The organism is Microvirga flocculans ATCC BAA-817 (genome assembly GCF_000518665.1).
Lineage (GTDB): Bacteria > Pseudomonadota > Alphaproteobacteria > Rhizobiales > Beijerinckiaceae > Microvirga > Microvirga flocculans.
Genome location: NZ_JAEA01000008.1, coordinates 34,161 through 49,316 on the forward strand (window position 1 = coordinate 34,161; position 15,156 = coordinate 49,316).

At 56.4% G+C, this 15,156-nt stretch carries 11 protein-coding genes; 6 read left to right on the forward strand and 5 right to left on the reverse strand.

Annotation, left to right across the window (positions count from 1 at the left end; all coding sequences use genetic code 11):
• Positions 1-4: 4 nt before the first annotated feature.
• Positions 5-559, reverse strand: coding sequence for a rhodanese family protein (locus L879_RS0109930; protein ID WP_027315981.1), 555 nt, complete (start codon positions 557-559; stop codon positions 5-7).
• Positions 560-676: 117 nt separating this feature from the next.
• Between L879_RS0109930 and L879_RS0109935 the strand changes: the two genes are divergently transcribed.
• From L879_RS0109935 to L879_RS0109945, 3 genes are all read left to right on the forward strand, one after another.
• Positions 677-1,564 carry an MBL fold metallo-hydrolase gene (locus L879_RS0109935; protein WP_027315982.1) on the forward strand — a complete coding sequence of 296 codons (888 nt, stop codon included), beginning with the start codon at positions 677-679 and terminating at the stop codon, positions 1,562-1,564.
• A gap of 135 nt (positions 1,565-1,699) precedes the next feature.
• Positions 1,700-2,353, forward strand: coding sequence for a peptidoglycan-binding domain-containing protein (locus L879_RS0109940; RefSeq protein WP_027315983.1), 654 nt, complete (start codon positions 1,700-1,702; stop codon positions 2,351-2,353).
• 339 nt (positions 2,354-2,692) lie between these two features.
• Entirely contained in the window at positions 2,693-3,118 is a 426-nt protein-coding gene (locus L879_RS0109945) for an invasion associated locus B family protein (protein ID WP_051435201.1), read from the forward strand.
• Between the two features lie 823 nt (positions 3,119-3,941).
• Here L879_RS0109945 and L879_RS0109950 read toward each other — a convergent pair.
• The 3 genes from L879_RS0109950 to L879_RS0109960 form a co-directional block, all read right to left on the reverse strand.
• Positions 3,942-6,590: an O-antigen ligase family protein gene (locus L879_RS0109950; protein ID WP_027315985.1), complete on the reverse strand. Its 2,649-nt coding sequence runs from the start codon at positions 6,588-6,590 to the stop codon at positions 3,942-3,944.
• Between the two features lie 2 nt (positions 6,591-6,592).
• Positions 6,593-8,059 (reverse strand): lipopolysaccharide biosynthesis protein, encoded by a 1,467-nt coding sequence (locus L879_RS0109955; protein WP_027315986.1) that lies wholly within the window; start codon positions 8,057-8,059, stop codon positions 6,593-6,595.
• Between the two features lie 474 nt (positions 8,060-8,533).
• Positions 8,534-9,577: a polysaccharide deacetylase family protein gene (locus tag L879_RS0109960; protein ID WP_161634654.1), complete on the reverse strand. Its 1,044-nt coding sequence runs from the start codon at positions 9,575-9,577 to the stop codon at positions 8,534-8,536.
• Positions 9,578-10,147: 570 nt separating this feature from the next.
• Between L879_RS0109960 and L879_RS21125 the strand changes: the two genes are divergently transcribed.
• A complete protein-coding gene (locus L879_RS21125) occupies positions 10,148-10,792 on the forward strand; it encodes a sugar transferase (RefSeq protein ID WP_035459257.1) in 645 nt (214 codons plus the stop codon).
• Between the two features lie 45 nt (positions 10,793-10,837).
• On the opposite strand, the gene L879_RS0109975 is transcribed toward L879_RS21125, so the two are convergent.
• Positions 10,838-11,830, reverse strand: a complete 993-nt coding sequence (locus tag L879_RS0109975; RefSeq protein ID WP_027315988.1) for a right-handed parallel beta-helix repeat-containing protein — start codon at positions 11,828-11,830, stop codon at positions 10,838-10,840.
• Positions 11,831-12,072: 242 nt separating this feature from the next.
• On the opposite strand from L879_RS0109975, the gene L879_RS21130 reads away from it, so the two are divergent.
• Positions 12,073-13,191: a glycosyltransferase gene (locus tag L879_RS21130; RefSeq protein ID WP_051435202.1), complete on the forward strand. Its 1,119-nt coding sequence runs from the start codon at positions 12,073-12,075 to the stop codon at positions 13,189-13,191.
• Between the two features lie 588 nt (positions 13,192-13,779).
• Positions 13,780-15,096 carry a 30S ribosomal protein S12 methylthiotransferase RimO gene (rimO, locus tag L879_RS0109990; RefSeq protein WP_027315990.1) on the forward strand — a complete coding sequence of 439 codons (1,317 nt, stop codon included), beginning with the start codon at positions 13,780-13,782 and terminating at the stop codon, positions 15,094-15,096.
• Positions 15,097-15,156: the final 60 nt, after the last annotated feature.

A 15,156-nucleotide genomic window follows, 5' to 3' on the forward strand; every position in this document is an offset into this window, starting at 1 on the left:
CTCCTTAGGCGGAACGGGCCTGGTTCGGCTGGGCGTAAACGGCCCGGTTCCATGGCGCCTTGATCAGGATCCGCGCCATGCCGCAGAAGCCGGTGATGCCAGCGACCATAAGGCCGACGCCGACGAAAGCGGGGATGGCGAAGAACCAGGGCGAAACGAGGAAGCCGAGGAGGGTTCCGAAGAGAGCCATGCTGCCCGCGCCGATCTGGACCTGGCGCTGGAGTTCGAGCGGCTGGCGACGGTCGACGGCAACTGGCAATCCCGCCTTCTTCCAGCCATCGATTCCACCCTCGACGATGAAGGCCTCGCAGGCGCCGCCCACCTTGCCGGCAAGCCGCGCAGCATTGCCTTTGGTGCGGGCGCCGCTCTTGCAATGAAAGATCACCGGTCTGCCTTCAAGCAGGGCGAGATCGGCCTCGTCGAGCTTCGACAGGGACATCAGCTTCGCGCCGGGGATCTTCTCGCGGGCATGCTCGTCGACCTCGCGGATGTCGACGAGAATCGCGCCCCGGTCCAGCAGGCGCTTTGCGTGTTCAGGTGAGAGAGAGGGAAGGGACATGCGATATCTCCGAAGGTGGCTCCTGTGAGCCATTGCTGGATTAGATATTGCTTATTTAGATATTGCTTATATATTGTCAATATCAATCGAGCCCGAACCACCGAGGAGGTTCACATCATGTCAGGCAAACCCTTCATCCGCGCCTTCTTCGACGAGCCGACCAATACCATCAGCTATCTGGTGGCGGATCCGGCGACAAAGAAAGCAGCGATCATCGATCCGGTCTTTGACTACGATCATAATTCCGGAACCGTCGACACGCGCTCGGTCGAAGCGATGCTGAAGGCAGCAGAGGAGGCGGGCTACACCATCGAATGGGCCCTGGAGACCCACGCCCATGCCGACCATCTGTCGGGCGCGCCCTATATCAAGGCGAAGACCGGCGCAAAGATCGGCATCGGCGAGCACATCAAGGACGTGCAGCGGATTTTCCGTCCGATCTTCAACGCCACGGATCTGGATACCGAAGGCCGTGATTTCGATCACCTGTTCAAGGATGGCGAGCGGTTCATGATCGGCAACCTCGCGGTCGAGGTGCTGCACACGCCCGGTCACACTCCAGCCGACGTTTCTTACAGGATCGAGGATGCGGTGTTCGTCGGCGATACAATGTTCATGCCCGACTACGGCACGGCGCGGGCCGACTTTCCTGGTGGCGACGCCTATAAACTCTTCCGTTCGATCAAGCGGCTTCTGGCGCTTCCGCCCGAAACCCGGCTGTTCATGTGCCATGACTACAAGGCGCCGGGACGCGACACCTATGCCTGGGAAACAACAGTGGGCGAGCAGCGTGAGAAGAATGTGCACGTGAAGGAAGGCGTCAGCGAGGACGAGTTCGTCGCCATGCGTACGGCTCGCGACGCCAAGCTCGCGGCGCCGAGACTGCTGCTCCCTTCGATCCAGACCAATATCCGCGCAGGCAAGTTCCCGCCCGCGCAGGCCAATGGCGTGCGCTACCTCATGATCCCGGTCAAGCTGAAAGGCGGCTCCGACACCGTCGTCTGAATGGGTCGCCATTAAAGCTGCGAGCGCCGATCCATCTCAGGGCCGGCGCTTCTTATTGCAACGGGATCCTTCGCAACAGAAGGACGAGGTCATTCTTTCACCACCTTTCTGTTCATCTTAGCCCACGGACAAGACTTGGCCGCTGCGAACAGGGAGGTTCAAGGGGTTGCCGTGCCTTTGATGCAGGAAAGAAAACGGTTTCGATCCGATCGCGTCATCGCCCTCGCTGTGTCTCTGATCGCCATCGCAGGGTGGGGCGGATGGATCTACTCTGCTCTCGATGCCGATCGGACCGAAAGGCAGCTACGAGGGCAGGTTTCCGCTCTTCTCGACTATCAATCGCTCTACGCCTCGCAGCGCAAAGCTGTAGAAGACGGGGAGCGCCAAATTGCACAGCTGACCGAGCAACTCTCATCGGCCCGGTCTGAGCTCGAGCGTCAGACGGCCAAGTACAAACAGACCGAATCCGAACTGGCAAAGGCAAGGGATCGGCTGGCGGCCCTGGATCCGATCCTTCGGGCGCCTGCCGTCGGAAGCGCGCCGGAGCTTTTGCGCATCACGCCGCTCCCGACAAAGGAGGATGTGAAAGCCGCCCAGGAGGCCCTTACACAACTCCGCTTCGGAACCATCAATGCCAATGGTGTCATGGGAGCCTCGACGCGACAGGCGATTGAGGAGTTCCAGCGCACGGTCGGCCTACCTGTGACCGGCGAACTTCAGCCTCAGACCCTGCAGGCTCTGATGCGAGCGGCCAAGGTCATCGCTGCGCAAGCTGAGAAAGCCAGATAGCAGCTTTTCTCGTCGGTATCATCGATCATCCTCCAGGCGCGGCGCTCTCTCTGTGCAATCTCGCGCCTGCAGCTTATCCTTGGAAAACAATGAGGGAACATCGAACCGCGTTCACATTCTCTTGAAGAGGCGACAAGCTCCTAAGGCTATTGCCAATTTTCATGCGCGCCGCGCTCCTGGCCGAACAGGAGCGGAGAAATTAACCTTCAGGAAACCTCGGCTTGGAAGTTTGCAGTCTCCTCAACTTCCAACGCGAGTATCCTGTAGATGCGAGTTACAAGCACGGCCATCGCAATCAGCATCCTCTCAAGCGCAAGCGCCTACGCGCAGGCCCCACGAATGCTTGAGACAAGCGAAAGCTGGAGTGCTTGGCGAGTTAAGGAGAACGGCTCCTCCATCTGCTACGTCTTTTCCGACGCCGCATCGAAGAAGCCGGAGCATCTCGATCACGGCAGGGTCAGCCTGTTCGTTCGCCGCCTGGACGGCGGAAAGATCCGCAGTGAAGCCAGCCTTCAGGCAGGCTATCAATTCGCGCCGGTTGCGATTCATGTGGCGGTGGACGGCAAGACGTTTACCATGATCCCTCGTGGCAACTATGCCTGGTTGCGCCGTACGGAACGCGAGGCCGAGTTCGTTCGAGCCCTCGAAAAAGGCCGCGTGGCCACGATCGAGGCGACGTCGAAGCGCGGTAACAAAACGACATATACGTTTGCTCTCAAAGGCTTCTCGGCAACAATGAAGGCGGCACGTCGAAACTGTCCGTAGCCCGGGGCTCTCACGTCCCGGTCACAGACATTGAGAGCAGTAGAGTTTCCCGTGAGACCTTAAGCCGATGATGCGTCGTAATCCTGGCCAAGAGCGGAAGGTCGGCCGGCCCGGATATCAGCCGTTGATCCGAACGTCGGCAGGGCAGGCCGATGATGACGCATTACCGCCCGACGAGGACTCGCATGACGATTGCGTCCAGGAGCGAACCATCCCGTCATCTGCATAGATATTTAAGTTCCATAATATATCTTATGCGAATCATAGATGGTCATATGCGGACACTTACCGCTGCTCTCTTCCTAGATATTTTTCAGCTTCTCTCCGGTATTTCCGGCTACGGCCTCTCCCTTGGCCGTTCGATCGGTCTTCTTGTGAGCTACGCTCCATAGAGCCTCGATCGTCTTTCAAGGACGTGACTACCATTCATTGCGGCGGATGTGCTCCGACCGAACGAGCTAGCTGCGTGTCCTGTTCCAACCCTGCGGACCTTCGCACGTTGCCCGCAGCTCTGTCTGAGGTCGATCCATGGGCGGTTGGAGCCCGGACGTCCATCATGATGATTTGTCTCTTACATTATTTTGGGACGAAGTGGATTCGGGGTGCCTTCGAAGAAATCGGCCTGTCAAGCAGCTCCAGCCATCGACGCAGTTCTTAAGCCGGGCTCCAATTCTCTCTTGCCCTACCGTCTTGCCCTGCCCTCCTCGTCCGCACCATAGAACGCGCGACAGGAGTGCAGACGATGAACTAATCTCTCATAAGTCGCGCCAGAATAACTCCTGACCGATCTGAGCTTGTCGGTCAGTTTCTTGGGTCTCGAGGTTCAGAAAACGACTTTGACTTTTGTCCGGCCCGCGTAATCGGACATGAAGCCATCCTTCTTTCTCCGAACAAGAGCTGCATATCCCATGAGCGCAGCAGTGATGATCATAAATCCAATGACCCCACCTAAAATCATTCTCACGGGACGGGAGAAGCCGGACGGCCGAGAGCTGAAGGATGCAGGCTCGACAATTTCGATCGTTGGGCCGAGCTCTCGGACATAGGCGCTGTCCAGACGCGACCGGTGCTGCTCCTGAAGCATTCTTTCCAGGCTTTCCGTGACGGTTTTATACCGGGCTTCGAGGAGCTTCATGGTGCTGGTCATCGCGTTGAGATTGAACAAAGCCTCACGCGTTTTCTTTATGTCTTCCAGCAGGATCGGAACGTCCGCCTGCCCCATACTCTGTCTTTGCCGTTCGAGCGCAATGAGGCGATCCGAAAGAACGGAATGCTCGACAGCCTCGTCCGGCACGCCTTGCTCTAGACGCAACGAACTCATCTTCTCAGATATGCTTGACAGTTCTGCCTGTGCCTTTGCGATTTCGGCCGTGTAGAAATTTGATGGGTCCCGTTCGAACAATTGCTGCCTTTTTGCGAGATATGACTCGATATGGGCGGCAACAATCTGTTCGGCCAATTCCGGATCGGGGTCCTGTATACCGACCGCGATCATCGCGGCTCCTTCTACACGACGTATGCGCAGCCTTTCAGCGAGACTTTTGGCAATGGCAACAGCAGGATCGACATCCCGCTTGGAAGGAGATGCGGTTGATCCGGCTCCAATGTTTTTGCTCAATGACAGAACATCGTTTGCGATCCCCGATGCGTTGCCTTGCATCTGATCGAGAAGCGATTTTTGAGACGTGGCAAGCTTATCGAGCCCTACTTTGGAGATCGTCGATTCAATGACCTCGCGACTTCTCAGCAGGTGCATCTCCGTAAACAAGGCCGCATCCAGCGAGACCTGAACGTTCTCGCCCCAGTTTCTGTGTTCCTCTCCAGGCCTGATTGGAAAATACTCTCTTCCAAACCGATACAGAAGCGTGCTTTCCGCCGTGAATTGCGGTGTAGCGATCAGGGAAACGGCCATGAAGGCCAGGGTTGTCGCCACGATTAGGAGCTTTCGCTCTCGCAATACGCCAAGCAAGTCGATAGGCGCCAGTGCTCTGTGAATCATGTTTGAGCTCCGTTCGTCAGTATTCCGGATTCCCCATGGGCGAGGTGTTGCCGCATAACTTAAATTCGATAGAGACAAGAGAAGTGCGATCTCTATCCAAAAGAACCGGATAAACGCGCCATGCAGGAAAACAGCGGATGCCAAATATCCAACAAAGCTGATGCACAAGCTCAGAGCAATGGACGCATCATGCTTCTGATTGGCAAAACTGAAATACCTGACACTGCGTAGACAGACCGTAAATGCAAGGATGATGAGCATGCCGAGTTTCACGAACCCAGCAATCCCCTCCTCCGCCAAAGTTTCCAAATAGAGACTATGGGCATTTGGCTCAGCTCCAGGATTCACGCCAAGAGCGAGGGCATACTGATTATAGAGAATGGGATATTGCCCCAGCCCAATTCCAACGAATGGGTGATCGAAAAACATATACAGCGCAGTACTCATGACAGCGATCCGACTGCTTAACGAAGGATCGCTGACTGCCTGCTCTCCCATAACCAGGTTTTGAGTCGCCTGAACGATCAATGCAATCCGATCGATGAAAGCGCTGGGCATTGCGAACAATCCCAGACAGCCAATCATGAGGGCCGCGCCGAGCAACCACCATCTTGCTCGAAGGGTCAGTATCGACGCCACAGCCATGGCAGCAATCGCAAATATCGTTCCTCGAGAGAATGTGAGCAAAGACGCGGCTAGGATCGCCACGGCACAGAGAAAATAGGCTATCCGCCAGAATATGGGCTTTTCATATATGGCCAAGAAAAGTGCTAATGGCAGGGTCATTGCCAAAACCTGTCCATAGTAGTTTGGGTCCGGCAACGCTCCGGATATTCTCCATTGTTGTATGCTTCCGGCAATTTGCTTCATTGAGGCTTGCGAGAGACCGAACATATTCTGATCGAAGCTGCCAGTAAGGTATTGCCCCACACCAAGCATGGCAACAATGCCCATGCTTAAAACGGTCAGCTTGATCGCCAAAATCAGACGATCTCGGGATGTAAGCGAAAGGGCCAGAACGACGACTGTGCTGATGTCCCTGACCTGTTCGGTCAGCTTTTCTAGAGTCGGATCAAGATTTTCGACGTGAACGAGAGATAATAGGGAAACCCCATAAGCCAAAACCAGAATTGGCAAGAAAGCCCATGCACGCGCCGGCTTCTCCCGACCGAAAGCCCAGCGCACGAGAAGCACGAAAGCGAGGCCGAAAGTGAGACGAAGCTGAATTCCAGGCAATCCATGTACGTTTGACGCAACGCCAAAGATGTTCGTAACAGTGCCGGCGACCAACAATGCGATGCCATATTCAGGCCATCGGAAGATGATTAATGCCGCCAAAACGAGCCCGATGATCAGCAGGGTCTCCAATAAACCCACTGCACCCATCGCGAGCAGTGATGTCGCAAGAACAATGCCGAGCAGCAAGGACTTCTGAAGCAGGTTTAGGTCCTCGGAGAGCGCTATCGTATTCATGATTACGGCAGGAGAAGCTGTTGCCGCTTCGCCCTGGTCAAGGCCGTGAAAGCGGAGAAAAGAGAAGGAGATGTTATCGAAAGCACAAGCCCGTAGCTGACAAATCCGACAACGACCAGGACGACGAGTTTGATGGTAGGGCTTTGGAAGTGCGCCAGGTGCTCCACACCTGCCGTTGCGGCTATCATCATAGCGGTAGAAAAAAGCGGACCTTTCAGAGACCGTGCGAAAATTGCAGGGCCGATCCCGACAAGCTTTTCCGCAACCTTCAGCCGAAGGAACGAGATGCCGATTGTGAGCCCGATTTGCCCGATTACGAAGCCTACAATCCCCCAGCGTGTGGAGACGATTGCGATCATGGGAGCGAGGATCAATGACAGAATATTCGTCCATGTCAGGACGGACGGTCGCCCTATCGCTTTGAAGAGATCGCCTAAATTGAATGATATGGAGTGGAGCATTGCATATATGGTCAGCACTTGTACAACAGGAATGACGTCGGTCCATTTCTCGCCGTAGAGAACCCGAACGAACGGGTCGGCAACGATCATTAATCCTGCTGCAGCAGGCAGCGTTAATGCTGCAATTCCAACCAGGCTGTCTTCATAAGAACGCCTGAGTGCGGGGAGATCGGCCTGGATAGCGCCATAAGCCGGAAACAGGGCTTGGCTGGCGGCCCAGCATATTCCTAAGATGATTTGATCCGTTAAAGTGAAGGCTAGCGCATAGACCCCAAGCGTCGCCACGTCGAAGAAATGTCCGATCAGCATATAATCGGCATTGCGGCACAGAATGCTTAGTATGCCGACGATGGTCAGCTGCAGCCCGAATGGCAGAATTTCCGAAACAATTTTTCGATCCAGGGACAGGCGCGGCGACCATCCTGACAGCCACCAAAGCGCCAGGAGTCCGACGACCATTCCAACGATATGACCATAGATAAGGCTCCAAGCGCCAAAGCCTGAGAATGCCAAGACGATTCCTATCATCGTCTTGGTGAGAGCCTTGAGGATTTCCGGCACAATTCTTTTCCGGAAGGCAAGGTCGCGCTGGAGAATGCCGACGAAGACCGACGATGGACCCGACAGGAGAAGGCACACCGATAAGGCCCGTATGATGTCGACTGAGCGATGATCAAAGAAAACTTCCGAGATGATCGGAGCGGCCAAGAATGCCGCGCCTCCGATAAGCAACGCGCCGATCAGACTGATCGCCATGGCGACAGCCGCCGTCTTCTCCGGTTCCTGCCGGTGCCACACGACAGAAGCTCCGACGCCGCCCTCTGAGAGCGATTCCAAAAGAGCAAGAACCGTCAGCCCAGCGGCTATGAGCCCGAAGTCATCGGTTCCAAGCACGCGCGCCAGAACCGCCATATTGAGCAAAGCTATGAGTTTCGTGCTTACGAACGCCAGGTGGGCCCAGAATGCTCCGGCGACGATCTTGCGGTTCAACTCCTGGCGGGAAAGCATCGATGCGCTACCAGAACCGAAATGCCTGAGATGGAGCCATGGAATTCCTACGCATCGGGGCCTCCTCACGCTTCTTGAAATTTAAGGACACATCCCCTGCCCGAAATGAGTTCGTATATAAGTGTGATTTTCCGTCTCAATTCTTGAGCCGCATGGTTCAAATCTATCTCAGTCTCGGTTCCAATCCGTATTGATCTTTGGGGCTATAGGGCTTCTCCTTATTTTCCCTGCTCTAGGACCGCCTGGAGAAAGCCACTGGAAAGGGAAAGCGCCAAGCTTGGGAGTTTTGAAGAATGGCTGAACGGTGCGATTCAGGAACGAGCCTCCCATCTGCTCCAGCTCTTACCCGAGTGCGAGAGGGAGGCGATCTCGGTATGAGGAACGAAAAGCTCAGGAAACAGGGGCGCTCCTGACTGGATATATCCAGGCCTATGCCATAGGAAGCGGTGGGGGGCGGTAGATGCCTGGTCGTGTCTAGAGGAGAGGCTGTCCCAGTATCGCAGATGTGGCCGCGCGAACCCTAAAGAGCGAAGCCCCCTCCCCGAGGCCAACATGGTGACGTTTGACATCAAAAGGGGGAATTTTTCCAGCGATGTTCTTCCCGCCATAGAACGAGAATGCAATCCGGTAGCCGGCTTGACGAAGAGCCTCATGCGTCCGTTGATCGAAACTGTCCGATGAGCCGACAGGATAAGCGATTGATTGAATTTTGCGCTCTGTCTCGCGCTCGAGAATTCTTTTCGAGAGAAGAACTTCTTCGAGCTGAAGATCCTTTGGCAGGTGGCTTAGCAGAGGATGCGAGTGGGTATGAGAGCCGATGGCCATCCCATTCTGGGCCATCTCTCTCAATTCATGCTGATTGATGAAGAGCCTCTGATCTGAAGGTTCTCTCTCCACACCGGTAGCTCGAGAGATCTCCTTCATGAACCTCTCTTTATCGATCGCATGCCCAGACTTGTAGATCGATAGGAGACGATTGATCGTAGCAAGCTTATTAGAACTCAGATCGAAATTCAGCCGCTCAGGGTAATTCAAGGTCAGTTGTTCACTTCTCGAATTCCTCACCATGTAGGCAATCCGATCCCACCAGGGCAGTTGCTGGCTACCGATGTAAGAGGTGCATATGAAGAACGTTCCCTGAACCTTGTGATTTCTTAATATAGGGTATGCATAATCAAAATTGTCTTTGTACCCGTCGTCAAAGGTAATCAGGATTGCAGCGTCAGGGAAGGCCGTACGCCCCTCGACAAACCTTATCGCTTCATCCAAGGAGGCGATGTGATAGCGAGATTTGAGCCACGTAATTTGTTCGTCGAGGTCGCCAGGAGTGGCGGAATATAAATTCGGATCTCCGACCGTATCGCTTCGAGAACCGATCCTATGATAATTCAGCACCACCAAGCAGTTCCGCCTCGGCAATTTCTCTAGAATCCTCATGGCGCCGGATGCCGCCATGATGGACGCAGCCCTTTGTCTTTTCGATTTTCTTTGAGCGCCAAATGCATCCGACCAATTCACATCCGTGCTCATTCCATAGCTGCCATTGGTAATATGCCTCTCGACTGCTGGGCCAACGGTTGTGAATGGATCAACCAGCGGAAAGCAAATCGTTCGTGCGTCATTGTCGATTGGGCGCAATCTTAACGCGAAGCGCATCGTATATAGAATGCCCCAAAGGGATCTCTTCCTGGCTACCCCCTTCGCAACGCCTCTAAAGCATCATTTGGGGCCAGGTTGCTGAGGCACTAGAAAGGACGTGAAAGTCCGGCGCAGGTTTCCCGTGATCTGAAGAGTACATCTTCGCGACAACATGGCCAACGTTGAGATCATGCAGAGGCCAGACATTCTCGGCGCTCAGATTCAATATCGCGGGACGACTATTGTGGACTGCCTCATCGAGGTTTGTTTCACCGTCTTTGAATGCTCCAAATGGCATGAAGGGCTTATGACTTACTACGCCTGATAGACTTGTATAAGTTTCAGATAGATAAGTAGATTCATTAGCAATGAGCTGACGGACAAGCCTTTATCCAATGCTCTGCGCCATCCTGGCAAGAATGTATTTATAACATCCGCTGGACGTACTCGATGGATCAGGCAACCCAGTTTTTCCGCGTGAAATTAATCGGGGGAGATTCAAAAAGAGTTTTCGATGTTATTCTAAGCGCTTTCGCCATCGTCATCCTGGCACCCTTGATGGCGATGATATACCTGTTGATCGTGATAACGGACGGAAGGCCCGCGATTATCAGGCATCGACGCCTGGGGCCCTATGGATCAACATTCCCCTGCCTGAAGTTTCGCACGATGGTCGTTGATGCCGCCGAAGTGCTTGCGCGCCATCTCGACAGCAATCCCGAAGCTCGCGAGGAATGGCTGCAAAATCACAAGCTCAGAAACGATCCTCGCATCACGGTTTTCGGTGCGATCCTGCGCAAGACCAGTCTCGATGAGTTGCCCCAGTTCTTCAACGTTCTCTTGGGGCACATGAGTCTTGTCGGACCTCGCCCCATTACGCCCGATGAGGTCAGGCACTATAAGGATGCAATGCTCTTTTACTGCCAGACGCGCCCTGGAATAACCGGCTTATGGCAAGTCAGCGGGCGGAACAGGGTCTCATATTCCCAGCGCGTCAAACTCGATGAGGAATATGTCGCAAACTGGTCGTTCAAACGCGACCTCGTCATTCTCATGAAGACGGTTGTTTGCGTGGTGAGAATGGATGGATCATAGGGTTGAGGACGACTTGTGTCTCATGCCGGCTGGGACAGCCGCCCATCACCATAGCGATTCAGGTCTGTCCATGACGGTATTCGGATCGATCACGCTGTCAAACAGGCCCGAGGCACGCTGATAGTCGCCATAGGTGACCCGCCCTACCCCCGCCAGTACATTGCGCGTTACGTTAATGCCGCGCGACGGCATCTCCATATCCGTATACTCGTTCGCGATCATGATCCCGATCGCGGGTTTTCCGTAGCGGTAAAATCGCTTGTCGTATGTATGAAAGACCTTGTTCTCCTGGACAATCGTCGATGGAGCATTATCGAGGTAGATGTTGACGCTGAAGTTATCGTAGACGCTGTTCTCTACGATGCTCACACCCTCGGTCGACAACGTGCCGATCCCCTCGCCATAGTTGCGATAGACCCGGTTTCCCACCACCCGGCTCCCATTGGAAGCAAGCAGGCTAATACCTTGCGCCCATCCGCCATCCGAATTCCGCGAGATGTTCTCCAAACAATTGTTCCAGACTTCGTTCTGTTCGACGATATTGGCGGAGGAGTGACCTGGTTGCGAATGTCCGACCCAGATGCCGGCCTTCAGGCTTCCATAAACCTTGTTGTTCGCGATCCTCACATGCTGCGTTCCCCATGCAGCAATGCCTGTGCGCGTGGCGTTGCGAACGGTGAAGCCGCTGAAATGCACGTAGTTCGCACTAATCTGCACAAGGTTGGTATCGGGCGGAGTGCCGGAGCCGTCGATGATGACCTGCTCCGCAGAGGCCGGTTCGATCATGACAGGAAGTTCTGCACTCCCGCCGGTTGAAATGTCGACGACCTCTTTATAGAGCCCGCCTTGAACGGCGATCTTCGTTCCGGGTCCGGCTTCTTGGGCCGCCTTGGAGATCGTTCGGAAAGGACGGCTGACCGTTCCAGGATTGGTGTCGTCGCCCGTGGTCGAAACGAAGAGCGTGACGGCAAAGACAGGCTCGGCATGAAGGATTGCGAGCGCAAGGATGATCGAAACCCGCGTTCTATCGAAAGTCATGGCCGCCTCCCGGTTGAGGATGCATAACAGTTTTCCAAGGCACCGAGGAGGCACTCAAAAGTGTAGGCCTGGAGGGCCGCACGATGAGCGCTGGTTGCAAGAGAATGTCTCAATTCCAGAAGAGTAAACGGGATGACTATTTCGCCGATGGGATCTGGCGCGCCGCCGGCATTGTGTAATCTTTCGACGCAGTATCTCAGGCGCTGAAGCGACGAGACGGACAAGCGGGGCTGCCGGTCACCATGCATATCGCACTTCTTCTGAACAGCCTGGATGGGGGCGGCGGCGAGCGGGCTCACGTGATGCTGGCCAATGCCTTGGCTTCCAACGGCCATGATGTCGAGCTCATCGTCGTCAATCGCACGGGGCCTTGCGAGGCGCTCATCTCGCCATCGGTGCGGGTGACTGATTTGGCGGCCGGGCGCGCCGTCCGGAGCCTGCCGAAGCTCGTTCGGACCCTGCGCGCCCATCCTCCCGACATTCTGGTTTCCGCGCTGGTCACCGCGAATGTTCTGGCCGCCCTGGCCGGTCAAGTCCTGCGGGATTTGCCCATGGTCGCAATCGAGCACGGCGACATGAACGCCGTCTATCATGTGGACAAGAAGCAGTTGGCCGCACGGATCGGATACAGGCTTGCGCCATGGGTTTACGGCCGGTTTGCGCGCATCTTCTGCGTCGATCAGAGCAGCTTGCTTTCCGTTGCCGCGTTTACCAGGCGGCAGGATTTGCCCCTATCGGTGATGCCCAATGTCGTGATTGGAGACGATGCCGATCGAATGGTCGCCCAGGATGCCGCGCATCCATGGATCGGCGGCGAACTGCCCGTCTTCCTCAACATCGGGCGAATGGTCGAGCAGAAAAATCACTCCCTGCTGCTTCAGGCCTTTGCCCGTGTCATCGAGAAACGACCTGCTCGTTTGATCGTCCTGGGAGACGGTCCGCTCAAGGAGGCGCTGGAGCAGGAGCGTGACGCCCTTGGATTGCGGGACTGCGTGGACATGCCCGGTTTTCGCAATCCTTTTCCCTTTCTGTCCGGGGCGGCGGCTCTCGTGCTCAGCTCCCGATGGGAGGCCCTGCCGACGGTCGTCATCGAAGCGCTCTATGTGGGCTGCCCCGTTGTGGTGACAAAGGCCTCGATGGGCACCCTCGAACTGGTTGGATTCGGGCGGTACGGTCGGATCGCGGAGCGGGAAGCCCCTGAAGCGCTCGCTCAGGAAATACTCGCGGTCCTGGACGAAAAGGTGGATAAAGAAGCTCTGCGCTCGCAAGGAGCCAAGTACACCGGCCGTGCGGTGGCAAGTCTGTATGAGCAGGAATTCATGAATGTGCTGAAGGAGGCCGCGGGAAGAGGGCAGCGCTGAGCGATACAGATCGCGACAGATGTCGGGTGACAGCCGGCCACAGGAAGCTTGGCCGCAGTTTTTATGGGTGCGCAGCTGGACACCTACCAAGTGAGTACTCCATAATCGGTCCCTGTTGGCGCAGAGGATCGGGATGATCTTGTTGTTGGTTGCAGCCCTGCTGGGCGGATCCTTTACATTTGCAATGCTCTTGCCTTACGGGATTTTGTCCGCGTTCATTGGCGCGCCTCTCGGGGGAAGCTTCCTGTGCCTTCTGGCGGGCTTGGTCCTGGCTCTCCTGAGGAGCAGGGTCGAACGCAGCGCCTGATGCGCCCTCCCCGGCCCTCCTATACTCCCTGGCCCAAACCGGATGTTGTAAAGGCAGGCACGCTGCTGTAAACGCACTGGCGCGTTGACTGACGCGCGCTTCCTGATCCTTGGAGCGCCTGCGCGGAACGCTCGATCGGGAAGGAAATTCGAAAAGCCTGGGGCCTCGGGCGCCGGTTCGCCGCATTTCCCCTTTTAATCAAAGGCTTACCTGCCTGGACCTCGCATCGAGGCGGCGGGCGCCCCCTGAAGTCGGTTTCGATAGAAAAGTGGATTGAGCGGATGAATGCTCCCGCCCCCAAAGTTTCGTTCGTGTCCCTGGGCTGTCCCAAGGCCCTGGTCGATTCCGAACGCATCATCACCCAGCTTCGCGCCCAGGGCTACCAACTGACGAAAGAGCATGACGGGGCCGATGTGGTCATCGTCAACACCTGCGGCTTTCTCGACAGCGCCAAGGCGGAATCCCTGGAGGCCATCGGCGAGGCCATGGCCGAGAACGGCAAGGTCATCGTCACCGGGTGCATGGGAGCGGAGCCGGAGCAGATCCGGGAGCAGTTCCCGAACGTGCTCGCCATCACGGGGCCTCAGGCCTACGAGTCGGTGGTCTCGGCGGTGCATCAGGCCGCGCCGCCGGCCCACGATCCCTTCATCGATCTCGTCCCGCCGCAGGGCGTGAAGCTGACCCCACGCCATTACGCCTATCTGAAGATCTCGGAAGGCTGCAACAACCGGTGTTCGTTCTGCATCATCCCGAAACTGCGCGGGGATCTGGTCAGCCGTCCCATTGGAGATGTGCTGCGCGAGGCCGAGCGGCTTGCGAAGGCCGGCGTCAAGGAACTCCTCGTCATCTCGCAGGACACCAGCGCCTACGGCCTCGACATCAAGTACCAGCCGAGCCTGTGGAAGGACCGCGAGGTCCGCACCCGTTTCTTCGAGCTCGCCAAGGAGCTGGGCGAACTCGGCATGTGGGTGCGCATGCATTACGTCTATCCTTACCCCCATGTGGACGAGGTGATCCCGCTCATGGCGGAAGGCAGGATCCTTCCCTATCTCGACATTCCCTTCCAGCATGCCTCGCCGCGCGTCCTCAAGGCCATGCGCCGTCCGGGCAACCAGGAAAAGACCCTGGAGCGCATCCGGAAATGGCGCGAGATCTGCCCGGACCTTGCCATCCGCTCGACCTTCATCGTCGGCTTCCCGGGCGAGACGGAGGAGGATGTGGACTTCCTCCTGCAATGGCTGGAGGACGCGAAGATCGACCGGGCCGGATGCTTCCAGTACGAGCCGGTCCAGGGAGCCCCTGCCAACGACATTCCCGATCAGGTTCCGCCCGAGGTCAAGGAGGAGCGCTGGCACCGCTTCATGCAGACCCAGCAGACGGTCAGCGCTGGAATCCTCAAGGGCAAGGTGGGTAAGACCCTGCCCGTCATCATCGACGAACAGGGCCCGACGGTTGCCACCGGGCGCTCGCAATACGATGCGCCCGAGATCGACGGCGTCGTCTATGTCGCGTCCGCCAAACCGCTCAAGCCGGGCGAGATCGTCAACGTGAAAATCGAGTCCTCGGACGAGTACGACCTGCACGGAAGGGTGGTTTAAGCCACATCATAGCCGAGGCTATGGTCCTCCCCCCTGGCTGCCCTGGGGGAGGACCAAGGC

Bases quoted from the DNA above. Each gene is read 5' to 3' on its own strand.
- L879_RS0109930 (WP_027315981.1), bottom strand. From the start codon at position 559: ATGTCCCTTCCCTCTCTCTCACCTGAACACGCAAAGCGCCTGCTGGAC.
- L879_RS0109935 (WP_027315982.1), top strand. From the start codon at position 677: ATGTCAGGCAAACCCTTCATCCGCGCCTTCTTCGACGAGCCGACCAAT.
- L879_RS0109945 (WP_051435201.1), top strand. From the start codon at position 2,693: ATGCTTGAGACAAGCGAAAGCTGGAGTGCTTGGCGAGTTAAGGAGAAC.
- L879_RS0109950 (WP_027315985.1), bottom strand. From the start codon at position 6,590: ATGAATACGATAGCGCTCTCCGAGGACCTAAACCTGCTTCAGAAGTCC.
- L879_RS0109955 (WP_027315986.1), bottom strand. From the start codon at position 8,059: ATGCTTTCCCGCCAGGAGTTGAACCGCAAGATCGTCGCCGGAGCATTC.
- L879_RS21125 (WP_035459257.1), top strand. From the start codon at position 10,148: ATGGATCAGGCAACCCAGTTTTTCCGCGTGAAATTAATCGGGGGAGAT.
- L879_RS0109975 (WP_027315988.1), bottom strand. From the start codon at position 11,830: ATGACTTTCGATAGAACGCGGGTTTCGATCATCCTTGCGCTCGCAATC.
- L879_RS21130 (WP_051435202.1), top strand. From the start codon at position 12,073: ATGCATATCGCACTTCTTCTGAACAGCCTGGATGGGGGCGGCGGCGAG.
- rimO (WP_027315990.1), top strand. From the start codon at position 13,780: ATGAATGCTCCCGCCCCCAAAGTTTCGTTCGTGTCCCTGGGCTGTCCC.